The 17,667-nt window shown below is 65.6% G+C and carries 13 protein-coding genes, 1 pseudogene and 1 riboswitch; of the genes and pseudogenes, 5 read left to right on the top strand and 9 right to left on the bottom strand.

The genetic code is table 11. The features are described from left to right. The first annotated feature begins 280 nt into the window (after window positions 1-280). Window positions 281-1,588, top strand: a complete 1,308-nt coding sequence (locus MJD61_05465) for a hemolysin family protein (GenBank protein MCG8554725.1) — start codon at window positions 281-283, stop codon at window positions 1,586-1,588. Between the two features lie 120 nt (window positions 1,589-1,708). Here the strand turns inward: MJD61_05465 and MJD61_05460 are convergent, their stop codons facing one another. From MJD61_05460 to xrtE, 4 genes are all read right to left on the bottom strand, one after another. Then, window positions 1,709-2,755 carry a VWA domain-containing protein gene (locus MJD61_05460; protein ID MCG8554724.1) on the bottom strand — a complete coding sequence of 349 codons (1,047 nt, stop codon included), beginning with the start codon at window positions 2,753-2,755 and terminating at the stop codon, window positions 1,709-1,711. A gap of 148 nt (window positions 2,756-2,903) precedes the next feature. Further along, window positions 2,904-4,220, bottom strand: a complete 1,317-nt coding sequence (locus tag MJD61_05455) for a hypothetical protein (protein MCG8554723.1) — start codon at window positions 4,218-4,220, stop codon at window positions 2,904-2,906. Beyond that, window positions 4,217-6,130 (bottom strand): TonB-dependent receptor, encoded by a 1,914-nt coding sequence (locus tag MJD61_05450; GenBank protein ID MCG8554722.1) that lies wholly within the window; start codon window positions 6,128-6,130, stop codon window positions 4,217-4,219. Before MJD61_05450 ends, MJD61_05455 begins: the two co-directional genes overlap by 4 nt. Window positions 6,131-6,377: 247 nt before the next feature. Further along, window positions 6,378-6,590, bottom strand: a riboswitch (cobalamin riboswitch). 307 nt (window positions 6,591-6,897) lie between these two features. Further along, window positions 6,898-8,628 (bottom strand): exosortase E/protease, VPEID-CTERM system, encoded by a 1,731-nt coding sequence (gene xrtE, locus MJD61_05445; protein MCG8554721.1) that lies wholly within the window; start codon window positions 8,626-8,628, stop codon window positions 6,898-6,900. A 435-nt stretch (window positions 8,629-9,063) separates the two neighbouring features. Here xrtE and MJD61_05440 point away from each other — a divergent pair. Both MJD61_05440 and MJD61_05435 read left to right on the top strand, forming a co-directional pair. Continuing rightward, a pseudogene (locus MJD61_05440) lies at window positions 9,064-9,162 on the top strand (hypothetical protein). 469 nt (window positions 9,163-9,631) lie between these two features. After that, on the top strand, window positions 9,632-10,012 hold the full coding sequence (locus MJD61_05435; GenBank protein MCG8554720.1) for a hypothetical protein: 381 nt from the start codon (window positions 9,632-9,634) through the stop codon (window positions 10,010-10,012). A gap of 12 nt (window positions 10,013-10,024) precedes the next feature. On the opposite strand, the gene MJD61_05430 is transcribed toward MJD61_05435, so the two are convergent. From MJD61_05430 to MJD61_05420, 3 genes are all read right to left on the bottom strand, one after another. Further along, window positions 10,025-11,257 (bottom strand): GRAS family protein, encoded by a 1,233-nt coding sequence (locus MJD61_05430; GenBank protein MCG8554719.1) that lies wholly within the window; start codon window positions 11,255-11,257, stop codon window positions 10,025-10,027. 230 nt (window positions 11,258-11,487) lie between these two features. Continuing rightward, window positions 11,488-12,261, bottom strand: coding sequence for a WecB/TagA/CpsF family glycosyltransferase (locus MJD61_05425; protein ID MCG8554718.1), 774 nt, complete (start codon window positions 12,259-12,261; stop codon window positions 11,488-11,490). A gap of 9 nt (window positions 12,262-12,270) precedes the next feature. Further along, window positions 12,271-13,359: a hypothetical protein gene (locus MJD61_05420; GenBank protein ID MCG8554717.1), complete on the bottom strand. Its 1,089-nt coding sequence runs from the start codon at window positions 13,357-13,359 to the stop codon at window positions 12,271-12,273. On the opposite strand from MJD61_05420, the gene thiC reads away from it, so the two are divergent. Together thiC and ald are read left to right on the top strand one after the other, a co-directional pair. Next, a complete protein-coding gene (gene thiC / locus MJD61_05415; protein ID MCG8554716.1) occupies window positions 13,358-15,034 on the top strand; it encodes a phosphomethylpyrimidine synthase ThiC in 1,677 nt (558 codons plus the stop codon). The two genes, MJD61_05420 and thiC, sit on opposite strands and share 2 nt — an antisense overlap. A gap of 15 nt (window positions 15,035-15,049) precedes the next feature. Beyond that, a complete protein-coding gene (gene ald, locus MJD61_05410; protein ID MCG8554715.1) occupies window positions 15,050-16,156 on the top strand; it encodes an alanine dehydrogenase in 1,107 nt (368 codons plus the stop codon). 106 nt (window positions 16,157-16,262) lie between these two features. Here the strand turns inward: ald and dctP are convergent, their stop codons facing one another. Together dctP and MJD61_05400 are read right to left on the bottom strand one after the other, a co-directional pair. After that, the gene (dctP, locus tag MJD61_05405) at window positions 16,263-17,276 is read right to left on the bottom strand and encodes a TRAP transporter substrate-binding protein DctP (GenBank protein MCG8554714.1); all 1,014 of its coding nucleotides are present in this window, start codon (window positions 17,274-17,276) and stop codon (window positions 16,263-16,265) included. A gap of 112 nt (window positions 17,277-17,388) precedes the next feature. Then, window positions 17,389-17,667 (bottom strand): YggT family protein (locus MJD61_05400; protein MCG8554713.1); only part of this gene is annotated, 279 nt, incomplete at its 5' end.

Genomic DNA, 17,667 nt, shown 5'->3' with positions numbered 1-17,667 from the left:
TTCCCCTGGGATCAGGATTCGTCGGGCTCGTGCGTGCAGCATTGCAGCATGCTTGCGGGACTGGCGGGTCAACTGTAACCTACCTAAGGACCCGTTCGGAATAGTCCGAGCACCTCGCTGGTCCCGAGCTCCACTGGCCGTGTTGCTCCTAGTCGAAACATCCCCACTATTCCTCGTCCTCGCGCTTCGCCAGTGAGCTTCAGTCTTTCCCGATCTGCGCAGGCTATTTCGGAGTGGGTTCTAATGCCTTGGGACGGGCGCCTGTCGTTCGTGCGAGGGCGTGGAGCTGGACGTTTTGGGTGAGTCCTCTGACGGCCCAGGACCCGAGTTATTCGGCATACTGGCCGCGATCCTGGTGGGGGCCGTATTTGCGTCGGTGGACGCCGCGCTGCTCGCGTTCGGGCAGGCGCGGGCGCGCGCAACAAGCGAAGCCAACGACGCGAGCGGCAAGGCCGCCGCGCGCTACCTGAGCGAGCGCCACCGCATTCACGCCCGCATGCTAGCCGGGCAGGTGCTCAGTCTATCGGCTGCTGCGGTCGTGGCCTCCCGCCTGGCGTTTGCCTACGATGGCATCTGGGCCGGTGTCGGCGCCGCCGTCGGTGTGGCTTGGCTGTATGCGACCGTGGTGGGGGTGGCTCGAACGCTGGTCGCGGGTAGGGCGGGCCGGCTCGCCCTGCCCTTGCTGCGCATCATGCGTCCGCTCGAGCTGTGTATGCTGCCGTTTGCTTGGCCGCTGGCATGGGCCAGCCGCCACACCAGCAGGTTTCTACCGCCCGAGCCCGACGACGATCCAGGGCGTGTGACCGAGCTCGAGGTGGAGCATCTGATCGAAGAAGCCGAGGAGCGTGGCGCGATTGCGGAGGAACATGCCGAGCTCATCCGCAGTGTCCTCGAGTTCACCGACACGGTGGCTCGCGAGGTGATGGTGCCGCGCACGCGAATGGCGGCCATCGAAATCAACACACCGCTCGAAGAGGTTGCCAAGCTCGTGGTGGATAGCGGTCACAGTCGCTATCCCGTCTACCGCGAGCGTGTGGACTACGTGGAGGGGATCTTGTACGCCAAGGATCTGTTTCGGTTCATCCGCGACGCCGAGGATGCCGGCGGCGACCTTTCCAACATCATTCGCAAGCCGGTGTTCTTCGCGGTGGAGAGTCAGAAGATCAGCAGCTTGCTGCGCCAGATGCAAGCCAAGCGCATTCATCTCGCGGTCGTGGTCGATGAGTTCGGCGGCACGAGCGGCATGGTGACCCTCGAGGACATCATCGAGGAAATCGTGGGTGATATTCGCGACGAGCACGACCTCGAGGAGCTGCCGTTGCGGGAGATCGCTCCCGGCCGTTTCGTCGTCAACGCCGAAGTATCCGTCTACGACCTGGCGCGTCAGGTGGACCTCGAGCTTCCGGAGGCCGCTGGTGACTACGACTCGCTGGGCGGCATGATCGTCGACCTGGCGGGCGGCGTACCTGCCGAAGGCGCCGTGCTGCGGCTCGGCAAGCACGAGCTCACCGTACGCGAGGCCGACAAGCGCCACGTCAAGCGCGTCGAGCTGGCCGTGTGCAGTTCGATGGGTTCGGTGGCTGAGTAGCAGCCAAGTCGGGCCAGCCCCATGGACCCGCTCCCGCGGCAGGGCGCAGCCGGAGGGCGGCTTCGATGGGCGTCGAGGAGCTTGGCCGGGCGTGCACCTGCCCCGGAACGAAGTCTCACGTCAACGTGGTAGCGCACTTCGGTCGCAGGGAACCTGAACCCGCAGCTCGCGGGCCGAGGCGCGAACCAGCTCGCAGGCCGAGCCAAGCAATTCGATGGCAGGGGTGTCGGGGCTCAATCGCCAGCCGTCCCCGTGGTCACGCTCCAGGCGCATTTCGTCCAGGGTGACCACGGCCTCGTCGATGCGCCGCAGGTCGTGGTCGGGATCGAGCGGCACCACGCAGCTGCGCACCGCCCCGAGCAGAATCGAGGCCAGCTGCCCCGCGAGCTCGGCAGGGTCCTCGGTGGCCTGGTAGGGACGGGCTGCCTCGGGGTCGCGGCCCCACTGCGCCGCGAGCGGCCGGCCAGCCCCGGCGTTGGCCATGTGCTGCAGATGCTCGCGCGCGATGTCGCGCGATACACCCAGCACGAATACGCGGATGCCCATGGAAAAAGCGCGCTGTGCGGCTTGGATGGCCTCGCCTTGACCCTCCTGGGGGTTGGGCTGCTCGCATGTGTCGGGCTCGCCGTCTGTAACGAGAAGAATCGACTTGCTGCCGGGCACGAGATCGCTTGCGAGCTCGCGTGCGATGACGTCGAGGCTGTCGCCCGTGGGGGTGTCGCCAGCCGGGGCAAGGGGCCGCTCCCCGGCGTAGAACAGGGCCAGGTCCCGGGCGTTGCCGAGGTCAGCCCCATGGTGCTTGAGCATCGGACAGATGCCACCCGCCTGGCCCGTGAAGAACGTCACGCCAAACCGCGCGCGCTGCTCCAGCCGGCCGATGACACCCCGGTTGGGGTCGAACAGCGCCGCGCCGAGCGCATCCCAGCGGGACTGCGTGCCAGCGAACCGGGACGTCATGCTGCCGGAACGGTCGATCATCAGAATGACCGTGGGCGGCGCGGACTCGTAGCGCAGATGCACATCCACGCAGCGCAGGGCGGGGGGCGGGGCGTCCCTGCCTGCGGCCAGGTCCACCGGCTCGGGCATGGTCAAGCCGGTCTTGGATCCGCACCCTGCTGCCAGCACCGCGGCCACGCCCGAGAACACCTGGAGTAAGCGCCGCTGCACTGTTCTACCGACCCGAGCCCAGCTCCTGCATTACCACTATGGAAGACACGCTGCTTCCAGCATACCCGCTTTGCTGCTGGGGGTCACATCGGCGGGCGTTGTTGGACCGGCAGCTGTGCTGCCGAGCCGCGGGCCGTCTTCGGCCACTTCAAATGGGTCGTACCTGGCGCGCGGGAAGCTCGGGATCGACGAGCACGCTGTCGAGCTCCGTCATGCCTGTGCTCTGCAGCTCGAAGCGCCGGATGCCCGCCACCGGCCGTTGCTTTTCGTCGACGCTCGCGTCGGGCACGAGGAGCAGCTTTTCGGCCGGGTCGAAGCTGCCGGCACCGATCACCAACTGACCGTCCGCCTCGAAGATGAGCTCAGGGTCGCCCGTGGCCAGGTCCAACCGGTAAAGCCGGTCCGAGGTGGCCATGGACGTGATGTTGCCTTGGCTGTCGGTCTGTTCCGGTTTGCCCGCGGCTGCCACGGCGACCTCGCTACCCCCGAGGGCGGTCAGGGCGTAGCGCAGCAGCGGGGCGCCGGGGTGCTCGCTGGCCTTCCACAGGTGCTGCACCGACAGCCGGCCGTTGCGGAGCTCGAGCAGGGCCGCCCCCGCGCTTTCTCTGGGGTCGCCGCCGTGAAAGCCCCAGCACGCGACCGCGACCCGGTTCGGATCTCCGGGCACGGGCACGACGTGGGGGCAATTCTCGAGACCCGGCAGCTTCACGCCACGCACCCAGCGTGTCTTGAGGTCGACCAGCGCGAGCATTCCGGGCCCGATCACGTCGTAGCCGAAACTGAAGCGCGCCAGGCCCACTACCAGATGATGCCCCAGACGTACGAGGCGTGACGGCCGCGAATACACGCGCACCCTCTCGGTCTTCTTGGTGTCGGGATTCGTGCGCTTGCCGGTGGTGTCGAACGCGCCCAGATCGATGCGCCGATCGCTGCGCTCCATGGCTTCGATGTCCAGCTCGAGCAGGTCAGAGCCGCGATCGATGTCGCTGCGCGTGGCCGCGAGGTTCGGACCCATCCGGCTGACCAACGCCGTGCGCGCGTCGATCTCGACGAAATCCTGGGGATTGGACGAGTACCCCTCCCCGGTGTTTTCAGCATTGGGAGCGTGGGTCTTGATCTGTCCCAGCACCTCGCCGCTCGCGAGGTCGATCCGCGTGATCACGTCGGTCTTGTAGCGGTCGATCAGCGTGAGCACCCCTGGACTGCCTGGCTGGGTCGGCAGGGCGACATCACCGGAGAGCGCGGTCACGAGCCCGGTGTCCGTGGATCCCGAGTCCACGAAGTTCGCTTCAAGCAGACTTCCATCGCTGTTCAGCAGGGAGATCGAAGCCACCGTGTGATCGCTAGCCACCACGGCGTACGACGCGGGACGGGAAACCCCGGAGACGTCCGTAGTGGCGCTGGGTTCACAGGCCGCGCCTGCAAGGATAGCAGCGACCGCCAAGAGCACGCGTACTTCGTTCATGTTCTACCTTCCTCGATTGTCACAGAGACCAGGAACTGCCGGCCGGGAAGCGGCCGAGACAGCATGTCCATGGCACGAGCGTCAAACAGGTTCTTCACCCGCGCCGACATCACAAGGCGGCCGCGTAGGATGCCGCAGCGCAAACCGGCGTCGACAAAGCTGCGTCCATCGAGATGCGTGCGATTGGCATCGTCGAGGTAGACGAAGGAAACGTGTGACAGCTCGCCGAACACGGCGAGCGCGGGCTGCTTGCCGGCCAGCAACCTGAGCTCCGGCCTGAGATGGAGCTGCAGCGGTGGGCGAAAGGGCAGCTCCTTGCCAAAGCTGTTCGTGCTGCGCATCGCGGTCAGCGAGCCCACCAGAGCAAACACCGGGCCTTCGGCGGACGCGCCAAGCTCCGTCCCGAGGATACGCGCCTGCGCCACATTGCCGGGGCGCACCGTGAACTGCGCCGTACGCCGAAACCGAATCAGGTCTCGCAGCCAGGTGGCAAAGACGCGCGCTTCCGCGCTTGCGAAGAGCCCCAGCACACGGCTCCTGACACTCAAGCCGGCATCCAGGCTGCGTGAGCGCTCCGGCACCAAGCTCGGGTTCGGCTCCTGAAAAACGCGATCACCGAACAGCTCGAACACCGACGGAATGCGCTTACCGGTCGCGGCCGAGCTCGCCAGCGCCATCCCGGGGCCAAGCTCCACGACAGCACCCAGTCGGAACGTGGGTGCGAAAACTCGGGCCTGCCTTCGTGAATGCGTGAAGCTCGTGCGAGCTTCGATCGCGGCCTGACTCCATTGCAGGCGCATGGACGGTCGCAGCTCGACGCGCTTGCCAGCAACCCTGCCCAGCCACCGGGTTTCGAGTGCCACGATCTCAACGTTGCGACGGGAAGGGCGCGGCGGCGCCAGGAAAGCCAGCGCGTCGTGCGGGTCGAGCCCTTCGCGCGCGAACGAGCCGATCCCCGTAACCTCCAGAAACGATGCCAGACGCAGGCTGGCTGCTGCCCGCACGTAGCCGTGCAGCCAGCGATCGTTGGACGCCACGGTCTTCGAGGTTCCCAGCTCGGCGAACCGATCCGTGAACCGGTTGGTCTGGTGCGCGGCTGCCACAACCAGCTGAAAGCGGCTCTCGCGTTGACCGAGCCTGTCGAGCGTTTCGCGCTCGTAGCTAAGCGAGCCGAGCGTTCGCAGCAGCTGCTGTCGTATACGCAACGTCGGGGCTGCCAGGGGTCCGGGAATGCCCGAGGCGCGTCCAAAGCCTGCCAGGGTGAGCTCCACCCGGCCCCCCAGCGCACCCAGCGCTGCGTGCACCAAGCCGTGCCCGGCCGCAACCTGGCCGTTGCGCTGGCGCAACTCGACGTCGTCGGCTGTAACAAACCGCGTTTGTCCGTCGTCGACGTAAGGATAGTCGTTGCGAGCCCCTGAGACTCCAACATGCCACAGCAAGCTGGGCCTGGTCGATCCAGAGCCCGCAACCGCCGCGGTCCCCAACAGCTGCCGGAGCCCGAACGAGCCGAGCCCTGCATCCACGCGGGCCAAACGGTCGCTGCCTGGCCGAGGAACGAAGCGGACGAGTCCGCCGATGGCTCCACCGCCCAGCCACACGGGAGCGCCGCCGCGGTAGATCTCCACGCTGCCGAGTGCAGACAACGGCAGGGTGCTCAGATCGAATGCACCCGTGTCGGGTGTATTGAGCGGCGCCATGCCGAACAGTACCGTCGTGTGCCCGAATTCCGCTCCACGCAGCGCCAAGCTCGAGAAGCTACCGAAGCCGCCCGTGGTTCTCACCCTCGCGCCGGGAACCCGCGCAATCACATCCGCCACCTGACCCGCGGTGGGGGTGTGATCCTCGACGACGACCACCGTGCCGGACGACGTGGGATCCCGTTCGTGCCGGGCGGCGATCGGTGCGCTCACCCGCGCCCGAGCCTCGAAGCTGGCTTTGGGCTGGCGACCCGAGCCCGCACGGCGCGAGCCTTGCGCGAGCGCGGGAGGGGTTAGGCAGATGCAAAGCGCGGTCGTGCAAAGCGTAGTCGTCCAAAACGCGGTCGTGCAAAACGCAGTCCAGGTACAAGCCAGGGGCCTGCCGCGCCGGCACGGGCTCTTGGCAAGAGATAATGGTGATGGGCCGCTGGTTTGCTGCATTCCGCCATCCCCGAGGCGAAAAGGGGGTCAAACTTCGGGCATGTCTCCGGGCTTGCGACCCCAGCCCCTGCCGCCTTCCCGGCCGTAGCCAGTGACGTATTGGCAGGGGATTCAGCCGCATACCGTGGCGGGTCCGCGTCGGCCTCTCACCGACTTCCCTCTTCAGGCGGATGCTCGTCGACTTCCGCCCTGTCGCTGCCGGCGAGCAGCGACCCAAAGCCGTGCCGACCTTGACGTCTTGCCGCTACGTTGTCAACCGCTGGCCACGAGCCCCAGGAGCCTACCCGTGGCTCGCCCGCGGCCGGAGCCCCAGGCGAGGCCGTAGCCCGCCCGAAGCTGCAGCTCGGGACCATGGTTTGGCACGGTAGGTTGGTAGGTGAAGATTCGACCGACACCGTTGCGCGACAGCGTTCGCGTCGAAAGAACCTTGTCGCCGATTGGAGGCGTCGACCACGAAAGCCGCACGACGCAGTAGCGCCGATTCTCACATGTTGGTACGTGCCGGGTCCGAAGCGGCGCTGGCAAGCGGCCTGACCCCTCTACCACAGGTGCCAGTTGCCGGTCGTGCAGACGTAGGCGGCGAGGATGGCGTTGGTGACGGCGTGGGCGAGGACCGCGTCGGCGAGCCGGCCGCGGCGGTAGACGGCGAGAGCGTAGACCATGCCGGCCAACAGGCCGCCCAGCCAGTGCTGATGCAGCGCGCCGAAGGTGGCGGAGGATACGAGAAAGGAGGGCCAGGAGAAGGCCCCCGGTGCCACTCGTGTGAAGTCCTTGTCGATGAGCCGGCGCAGCACGTAGCCGCGAAACGCCAGCTCCTCGGCTACGGGAACGACGAGGACCGCTCCGGCGATGCGGAAACCGATCCAGATCGCAAAGAGGAGCGGCGACATGGAGTCGAGCTCGCTGCGCAAAGCTGATGCGGAGTCCTGGTGCGCGGCTGGCGCGAGCGCGATCCAGATTGCGAACACCGCGGCGCCGAGAGCGGCGGCCAAGAGCATTGCACGCGGCGAGCCGCGCCAGGTTAGCTCGCGCTGCAGGGTTGCCCGGTAGGCCCACAAGAGGCTGCCACCGGCCAGCACGCGTGCTGGATACAGGACGTCCACGGCGCCAGCAAAGAGTCCCGTCACCAGGCTGGCGGCCACCACGCCCAGAAGCGGTGCCAGATAGGGAGCGGCCACGTGCGCGAGCTTGTCCGTGGGCTCGCTCGGCTGTCGGGCGAGCATCCGGGAGCGGTGCGACCATGCGACAAGACCCAGGGCCGCTGCGCAGTACAGTACCCAGCCGGCCTTGGAGTGGAAGGCCCCGATCGCGGTCTCGGGCGAGAGCCAGTGCCCGACACCGATCAATGCGCTGATGCGCAGCACGTTTGCCACCCATGCTGCGAGCATGCCTGCTGGAACCAGCACAAGGGCCCGGGGCCACTGCAGCTGCCCGCGAGCAAAGCCGATATAGGCTCCCATGAACGTCCCCAATAGGCCGATGCCCTCGAAGCCGGAGCATACGGGCGTGATGGTCACGGCGAAAGTCTCGGTGCCGACCACATACTCCGGTGCGCCCAAGACGACGTTCGAGGCGAAGACGGTCAACGTGGCTGCGACGCTCCACAAGGTGGCCGTACTCATGGGTGGCCATAGATGCTGCGTGGCCATGCCCGTGGCCCACGCGGCGAGACCCACGCCTGCAGTCAACGCGAGCGGCAGGGCCATGCGTCTCAGGCTGCACAAGAGCTCCGGGATCGGCGTGAGCGCTGCGACGAGCGACGCGGCTGCTCCGGCCGCGGCAGCAAGCCAACCCGCCGCGGCCAATCCCGAGGCTTCTTGCGCGCCAGTGCTGAAGAGGCGTTCCGAGAGAGCAACGAGGCCAGCCAGGCACAACACATGCAGCGCAAGGGCCATGCGCGAGCGAAGCCACGGTTGTCCGGTCGTTACAGGGGCTGGCTCGCGGCTTGCCCGAAACGATGCGGTTCCCCGAAACGATGCGGTTCCCCGAAACGATGCGGTTCCCCGGAACAATGCGGTTCCCCGGAACAATGCGCCTCCCCGGAACAATACTGCCGCAGTGGCCACGGCCAGCGCGACAGTCGCGAGCGTGCCCATCGCGCCGAGACCCGACCAGTCGCCGCCACGGACGAGCAGCGGCTGCGTGTCGTAACGCAGGCTGAAGAAGAGGTACTCAGCCAACAGTACGGCGGCGCCCGCAACCCACCTGGTCTGCGCCTTGCGTTTGGCTCGCTCGGGCTGACTGGTGCATTTGTTCCGCGTCGCTACCACGGCAGGCGCGCCGGATCGAGCTCGAGCCGCACCAGCGTTTCCGGATCCAGGTAGCGGGCCGGCGTCACTGGGTACGGTGCTTGCGCCGTTCCCGCCGACGCTGGGTGTGCTCGATGTCTTGCCGGCATTGAAGTGGGTGGACTCGCTTGGGGCTTCGGAATTCAGGGTACGAACCCTGCCGCAGTCCGCTAAACCGCCGGGATCCGGAATTGCCGCACCTGAACCGCGCCAAGCAAGCCCTGGAAGGTGAGCAGCTCGGAGGGAGCATCACCCATTCGTCTACCGTGAAGCAGCTCCAACGACACCGATGCCGGGCATCTAGGCGTCGGGTCAAAACAGCATCGCCACTTCGATTTCGATCCATCCCGTCCGGCGGTGTTGCGCCGCCCTCGAATACAGGGAGTATTCGCGCGTCGAGGAATCGGTAGCCTCTGCATCTCTTTCATGAACGAGGTCGCGGGTCTGTGCGAAAAGGTAGGGGCAGATGCGCATCTGGGACGGATGGGCGTGGGCAGCGACCCGCGCATTGGCAGCGCATCAGGGATTCGGCCGCAATCACACTCATCGAGGGGTTGCTTGCGGAGGGAGCTCACGTCGCGGCTCACGATGACTTATGTACGAAATCAGGTATCCAGGACACTTGGGCAATTCCAGCTGAGCGTTCTGGTCAATAAGGTGGCACGCGTAGGAGTGGGGCAAGAGTGCGGCGGGGCTTGACTCACGCGCGCAGAAGGTCGAATACTACGCCGTGAATTGGGCCCGAGGAGGCACTACAGTTGCGGATGAAAGTCCTTTTTGTTCCCCAAAATCATTCTGGTCAGCCGCAGCGGTCGCCAAGGCCCCCCCCCCGAAGTCGGAGTTGGATCCCGTGCGATTGCCGCTGCGAGCGTTGCCGCTGAGCCTCAGGTATCGGGGCAAAGCAAGGCTGCCAGATCGGCTTCGAGGGGCCCGTCCAGCAAGGCGCGCCGTCGTGCTTTGAGAACCAACGAGACAACGACCTGCTGTGTACAAGATCTGGACGGACGAGAAGCACGCGATCGTGCAGTTGGTCCTCGATGGCTTTATCCGGGTAGACGAAATGCGAGCGTTCGTCTCCGAGCTGCGGCAGGCTACGCTCAGTCTTCAAGGCAGGGAGATCAAGATCAGAGCGGATGTGCGCGGTTTCCATCCCGCTTCACCCGAGGTGGCCGATATGATCCGGGCGGTACAGGAGTTCGGTCTCAGGAGCGGGGTAAAGCGAGTCGCGGAGATCGTGGGGAGTCAAACCGTGGCCCTGCAGCTCAACCGCGTTGCCCGGGAAAGCGGCACCCACCACATCCTGCGCCGGTTCTGGGAAGAAGACTCGGCAGCCGAGTGGCTCCTGCATGGAGACCCCGCGGATTAGGTACGGGGGGGACTACGGGAGGCTTCCCCGAATGACGCTCAGCAGGTCGACGTCGGCGTAGGCCAGCGAGGTGGAATAGCGGTCGTTCTTCAGGGTGAAGCCGGGCGGCGCGGCCGCCTGGGGGAGCAGCTCGCATAGTGGGTCGCAACGCCATCCGCTGGACTCCAGGTGCTCCTGCCAGCAGCTCCGCTCTTGGTGGCGTTCGGTCCGATCGGATCCCTCGTGTGTGATTATGTTGCGCACTTCGGGAGAGAAGAACTCGTTCCAGACCAAGAGCGTGTCGCTGGCGCCGAGGACTGCGGCGAGGCTCCGATAGGCAGTACGGTAGTGCCTGTATGCGTGCAGAAATCGCCGATGCAGGGCATCGGTGCAATGGTTGCTGTCGGGCTCGACCACTACCACCGCGCTGGCGCCGCACTCACGTAACAGGCGAAGCACATCCCGCCGACCATGACCGTTTGCCACTCGAAGGTGATGCAAGCACAGTGTTGCGTTGCCAAGGATGAGTCCATGCATGCCTGCGGCCTCGAGATGCGCTGGCGTAAGCTGCTCCGCGCGCACGGGCACCGGATGAAAGGTAACCGGGATTTCGGCCTCGCGTCCGGCTTGCAGCACGTTCTCGCGTGCGACTTCGAGCGCTCCGGTCCCGGTTTCCGGTGAGGAGTCGGGCTCGACCCCGACGACGTGAAGCGACTGGACGAGACTCCGGGTTTGAGGATTCATGAGCAGCGTGCGCAGCTGCCCGCCGCGGCCGATGCCGAGCTCTATCACCGTTACCGGCGTCGGTTCGACGATGAGGTCGAGCAACGCTCGGTTGCTCGCAACGTACGCGAATGGAATCAGGGGCGTGCGAAGACGCAGCAGTTCGAACGCGCGCAGCTGCGCTCCTGGTGGGCGTCCTTCAAGATAGAGGTTTCCGGCCGGCGAAGAATCGGCTCGTGCCCTGCCAAGCAGCGCCTCGGCGAACACACGTTGCACGACCGCACCCTGGCCATCTTCCTCGTCGGGCATTGCGCGCACCATGAGCTCCGCCTCGTCAGCAAGACGGGAGCCGCGTCCCTCTGCGAAGTCGGCTACGCATCGCCACAGCCGTTCCAGCCGCTCCGCCTCGAGAGCACCCAGGCCCTCGAAGAAGCGGGTGAACCCCGCACTTCGAGAGAGGCGACCGACACGGGACCGCAGGTACTTGCTCAGGTTCGATACGCTCACTGCTGCGCGCTCGGGGGCGAAACCATGGCCACCCATGCGTATTATTCTAGTGCTCTCCGCGGGAGCACAACGTCGAGATTCCCGTTTCGTGCAGGTCCCTGCACTTTCGGATGCAGATTTTCCTTTTCCGCCACATACCAGGCCTTCGTTCCCCTCGTTGAATGACGAACTCGGTCGCCGGCATGGCCGGTGGATTCGCCAGGAAACACAGAGAATCGGGACTTGCCAGCCTTCTGGCCGAGCAGGCTTTTCGAAGGCGTAGTCCGCTACCGCTGATCGCTGCCGCGACGCAGGGTCGCTCTGGCGAGGAGCCTGAACGCGAAAGGCAGGTCGTCGATCAGGTAGCGTTTTGCGAGCCTGCGGGGTTCCTGGGCCAGGCGGTGCGTCCATTCCAGGCCTACCCGGCGCAGCCAGGGCGGAGCCCGTCGCAATTCTCCGGCGAGAAAGCTGAAAGTGACGCCCACGCCGACGAACCAGCTGGCCGGTAGAGCGTCTCGGAGCCGAATGGCCAACTGCTCCTGCTTGGGCGAGCCCAGGCCGATCAGCACGATATCTGGGCGCACAGCCGCCAGCTCGCGCTGGGCTGCTGCGACCTGCTCGTCGGTAGGAGGGCTGTCAAGCAGAGGGCTGCACACTCCGCTGACGTCGATCGCGGGCCACTGCTGGCGCAGTTTCGAACACGCGCCCTGCGCAGCCCCCGGCGCGCCGCCCAGCAGGTAGATGCAGCGGCCTTCCTTCGCGGCTCTTTCGGCGATGAGCGACGCCAAGGTGGAACCAGCGATCCGTTCTGGAAGTGGGCTGCCTTGAAGCCTGGATGCCCAGACGAGCGGCATTCCGTCGGCGACCCGCAAGTCTGCCGCGTCGTACAGTTGCCGCATGCCGTCGTCAATGGCGTAGCGCCTGAGGAAGTCCAGGTTCGCGGTTACCAGCCAGCCGCCGTGCCCCCGCTGCAGCTGTCCGAACAGGTGATCCAAAAGCTGCCATCGGTTCACACAAGCGAGCGCCATGCCTTCGATCTGGACGCTTGGCAGGTCGGTCACGGGTCAGTTCTACCGCCGGCGTTCGGCCGGTCCACAGCACCTCCCTAGCTCCAGCTCCAGCTCCAGCACCTGTCCTTCCTCAAGCACGAATTGGCGAGCCGACACCCCGAGCTCGTTTCGCAACACTCTCAGCCAATGCCGTCCCGGGTCAAGGCGGATGTCGCTGTCGGCCGGGTCGAACCCGATCCGCTTGCCGTCGATCTCCAGCACGTCACCCGGTCGCCATCCGTGCACCAGCAGTCGCAGGTGAGCGATGCGCTTTAGCAGGACACCCAGCTCACGTCTGGCCTGCGCTCGCAGCACGAGCTCCCCTGGCGCGCGCGCCTCCAGGATGAACTTCCGCAGGCTTGTACTGGCGGCGACCAGCTGTCCCGCCCGAGCCTGAGTCCGAGCCAGTTCGTAAGGCCCGCGCCGGGGCCCGCTCGAACCTCCTGGCGCCGGCTTTGCCCAAATGCGCTCGGGCTGAGGACGCGGTCTACCCAGTGGCTGCGCTGCTTCAGGGCGGTTCGAGCGCCTGCGGCGGTGCCACCAGGTACCGATCGGCGTGCGAAGCAGGATCACCAACGCGTCCGCTGACCGCCCGCGCCAGCGATGCTGCCACTCCAGGCCGAGATTGCCCCAGCCTCCAGCGATCTGGCTGGATGTGGCGGCGCCTCCATGCGAGGCCGAGGCCCGCAGCCAGGGTCCCAGCTCGAGATTGACCTCCACGGCGCCGCCTGGATCGCCATGGTTCAGGCCGCCGAACTCGAGCGTGGGCCCCAAGTTGACGCAGACTCTGCCGTCGGAGATCAGCGCCCCCGCGCGTGCGCGCCCAAAGAAGCCGCGATCCAGCGGCCGCCCGAGGCCGACGGCCACGCCACCCTCGAGCTGCAAGTCCCACCCCAACGTCCATTGGTGGAGCCGTTCCGTTCCCCGCGCATCTTCTTGGGCTCGCAGGGATGGGGGAAAGCAGAACAAGCCAAGCCCCACCAGACACGCTACCCGCCTACCTGGCTGAGCGCAGGCCGTTGCCCTATAGTGGCACGGCTGCTTGCCGCGTGCGGCGTCGCAAACCACGATCGACCGATTGGGAGTCTGCGGCCTCGGAGGTAAACGCATGTCAGAGGCACCATCGCGCCCTAAGACGTTGAAGACGGCCGGAGCCGGGGTCCGGTCGCTCACCGCCCAAGCCCCGCTGCCGGGGAGCTTTCCCAAGTCGCGCAAGGTAGAGGAAGGGGACTTGCGGGTGCCTGCGCGTGTGATCGAGCTTTCAGGGGGCGAGCCCCCGGTGAAGGTCTACGATACCACGGGACCTCAGGGCCACGACCCACGGCATGGGCTCCCCAAGCGTCGCAAGGATTGGCTAAGGCGGCGTGCGCAGGAGCATGGCGGCGACGCGTCCAGCCTGGGCGTGACGCAGCTGTATCACGCGCGTGCCGGCCGAGTCACCGAGGAAATGCGATTCGTGGCAGTACGTGAGGGCGTGGACCCCGAGTTCGTGCGCTCCGAAGTGGCGCGGGGCCGCGCAATCATCCCATCCAACATCCACCACGCCGAGCTCGAGCCCATGATCATCGGGCGCAACTTCAGGGTGAAGATCAACGCCAACATAGGCAACTCGGCTGTCAGCTCGTCCATCGAGGACGAGGTCGAGAAACTGCAATGGGCGATTCGGTGGGGCGCAGACACGGTGATGGACTTGTCCACGGGCGAGCGCATCCACGAGACCCGGGAGTGGATCGTGCGTAACGCACCCGTGCCGATCGGCACGGTCCCGATCTACCAGGCTCTCGAGAAGGTCAAGGGTGCTGTGGAGAAGCTCAGCATCGAGCTGTATCTCGAGACGTTGGAGGAGCAGGCCGAGCAGGGCGTGGACTACTTCACCGTGCATGCCGGGGTGCTGCTGCCCTTCATCCCAATGACGGCCGAGCGTGTCACCGGTATCGTGTCGCGAGGCGGCTCGATCATGGCGAAATGGTGCCTGCACCACCACAAAGAGAACTTTCTCTACACGGAGTTCGACCGCATCTGCAAGTTGATGAGCAAGTACGACGTTTCGTTCTCTCTCGGTGATGGGCTGCGCCCCGGGTCCATTGCCGACGCCAACGACCAGGCGCAGCTCGCGGAGCTCAAGACGCTGGGCGAGCTGACCACCGTAGCGTGGGAGCACGACGTCCAGGTCATGATCGAAGGACCCGGTCATGTACCCATGCACAAGATAAAGGAGAACATGGAGCTTCAGCTCGAGCACTGCCACGAGGCTCCTTTCTACACGCTGGGGCCTCTGACGACGGACGTGGCACCTGGTTACGACCACATCACGTCGGCCATCGGCGCAGCCATGATCGGCTGGTTTGGCTGCGCCATGCTCTGCTACGTCACACCCAAGGAGCACCTGGGCTTGCCTGACAAGCACGACGTGAAGCAGGGTGTGATCGCGTACCGGATCGCGGCGCATGCTGCCGACCTCGCCAAGGGCCATCCAGGCGCGCAAGTGCGCGACGACGCGCTAAGCAGGGCGCGCTTTGATTTCCGCTGGGAAGATCAGTTCAATCTGTCGTTGGATCCGGAGACCGCGCGTGCGTTTCACGACGCAACACTTCCCGCCGAGCCAGCCAAGAAGGCGCACTTCTGCTCCATGTGCGGGCCCCGGTTCTGCTCCATGCGTTTGACGCAAGATGTGCGTGAGATCGCGCGCGCAGAGCGCGAGCAGGGCCTCGCGGACAAGGCCAGGGAGTTTCGTGAGACTGGGGGGAAGCTCTACCTCTCGGAGCCAGCACGCGGTTCCACCTAGGGACCGAGGTGATCTGTGAGAATCGGAATTCCCAAGGAAATCAAGACGCATGAATACCGTGTGGCAGCGACGCCCTCGTGCGTCGCCGCTTACGTCAAAGCCGGCCATCGAGTGCTCGTGGAGCGCGGCGCCGGGCAAGGCGCCGGCTATCGAGACGAGCAGTACCTGCAAGCTGGAGCGACCCTTGCCGATGGGCCTAACGAGGTCTTTGCCGACTCTCAGATGATGGTGAAGGTCAAGGAGCCTCTGCCGCCGGAGTACCCGCTGTTTCGATCCGGGCAGATCCTCTACACCTACCTGCATCTTGCCGCCGATCGCGACGCGACCTGCGCGCTTCTGGACGCCGGGGTCTCTGCCGTTGCCTACGAGACCATTCAACTCGAGGACGGTTCGCTCCCTTTGCTGATTCCGATGAGTGAGATCGCTGGACGGCTCTCGGTGCAGGAGGGTGCCAAGTACCTGGAAAAACCCTTCGGGGGCCGTGGCGTGCTGCTCGGGGGCGTGCCCGGTGTGGCGCGAGGTGACGTCGCCATCGTGGGCGGAGGCGTGGTCGGCACCAACGCCGCCAAGATGGCCGTGGGTCTCGGCGCTCGTGTCACGATGCTAGACACCTCGCACGCGCGATTACGACAACTCGACGATCTGTTTGGCGTGGCCGTTCAGACCCTGCTGAGCACCGAGGCGAACTTGCAGCGTGCGCTCGCGCAAGCCGATCTCGTTGTGGGGGCGGTGCTGGTCCCCGGCGCTGCCGCCCCCAAGCTGCTCAAGCGCGTCGACCTGGCTCACATGAAGGAAGGAGCCCTCCTGGTCGATGTCTCGGTGGATCAGGGGGGCATGGCTGAAACCACACGACCCACCACACACCGCGAGCCCACGTTCGAGGTGGACGGCGTCCTGCACTACTGCGTCGCCAACATGCCTGGCGCCGTGCCACGAACCTCCACCCAGGCGCTCACCGGTACCACCCTCTCGTACGGATTGCAGCTGGCCAACCTGGGGCTCGAGCAAGCCTTGGCGGCCAATCCGGCCCTGCGGCGCGGTCTGAACACCCGGGACGGGAAGATCACCTGCCAGCCGGTCGCCGAAGCGCTGGGCATGACGGCCCAGCTCGCGGAGATCTAACGATTCCCGGGCCTGAAGATCCCCAGGCCTGAAGATCAAGCAAACGCGTCAAGCGCCCGCTTCGCTCCGAGGACGAAAGCCGTCCTGGCGCCATTCTGAACAGGAACTACAGTGTCTTGGCGGTAATGGCCTGCACCCGCTTAAGCAGCTCCGCGGGGTATACGCGGCCGGTGAGCTTCTGTCGCACCTGGTTCTGGATCTTCTTGAGCTCGGCCATCCCTTCCGGAGTGAATTTGCTCGCTTTGTAGCCTCGCTTCAGCAGCCGCTTGTAGGCCTTGCGGTCGGCCTTGCGTGCCGCCCGGTTGTTGCCCTCGGTGTCCTCGGCGGTCAGTGCCGCGAGCTTGGCTTTGGCGCCGTCCGAGAGGCTGTCCCATTTCTTCTTCGTGACCACGAGGGCGCCCATCAGCACACCGAACGTATCGTCGGTTACATGGCTTAGTTTGGTGTGCCACTGCAAGCTCGTGAAAGCGATCGCTGTGGAGGTCACCATGTCGATCATGCGCGTCTGCAGCGCCCCGTACACTTCGGGCACACCAAGCGGCACACCGGTGGCGCCTATCGCCTGCCACATGGCCTTCATGGTGTAGCTTTCGGGCCACAACCACGGTCGCATGCGCCTGATGTCGGCTGGCTTGGCTATGGGCTGCTTGGAGAAGTAGCGAAACTGGCCGAGCTCGCCCCAGGCCAGCAGCTGGAATCCGGACTTGGTGAAGGCCTGCTGCCACTCGGGCTTGAGCTCCGTCAGGACGGCTTGAGCCTGCTTGCTGTTGGTGATCACCCCCGGCGTATTGAGGACGGTGGTCTCGCGAACGATTTGGCTGAGGCCTGTAGTGGTCACGACCGTCGCGTCGATTTGACCCACGCGCATTTTGCGGATGACGTCCTTCTCGTCCCCGGCGACGCCGCTGGGGTAGATCTTGATGCCCACCTCGTTGCCCGTCGCAGCCCGCAACTCCTGGTCGATCCTCTTGAGCCCCCGGACAAGTGGGGAGCTCCTGGGTGCCAGCGTCGCCAACCGGATGATCTTGGTTTGTTGAGCCGCGGCATGTTCGCTGCTTCCAGGAAGGGCCATGGCGGCCGCGAGAACAGCGATGACTCCTAGACAAAAAAACCGACGCATGAGAGCTGCACCTCCTGGCTGGGCTTGGATCAAGGTGGGTTTGGATTGGGACGTCGCGCGTGAATGGCTATTCACCAGATTCCAAGGCCCATGGGCCCGCTCCCGCGGGCCCCTAAACAGCCGTGGCGGCCGAGCGCAGCAGCTGCATGCCGACCTGAAGCAGAATCAACATGATCAGTGGAGACAGATCCAAGCCCCCTGTCTTCTCCGGATTGAGGATGGAGCGGATCGGGGCGTAGAGCGGATCGGTGATTTGGCTTGTGATGTTTCGCGGGAACTGACCCCGGTCTGGAACGACCCAGCTCAGAACTGCGTCAATTATGATAAGCCACGTCAGCCCTTCGAGGACGGCGAGCATGATTGCCATGACACCACATCGAATCCCTGCATC

Source organism: Pseudomonadota bacterium (assembly GCA_022361155.1).
Classification (GTDB): Bacteria; Myxococcota_A; Polyangia; order Polyangiales; family JAKSBK01; genus JAKSBK01.
This window is presented reverse-complemented; position numbering and strand designations above follow the sequence as displayed.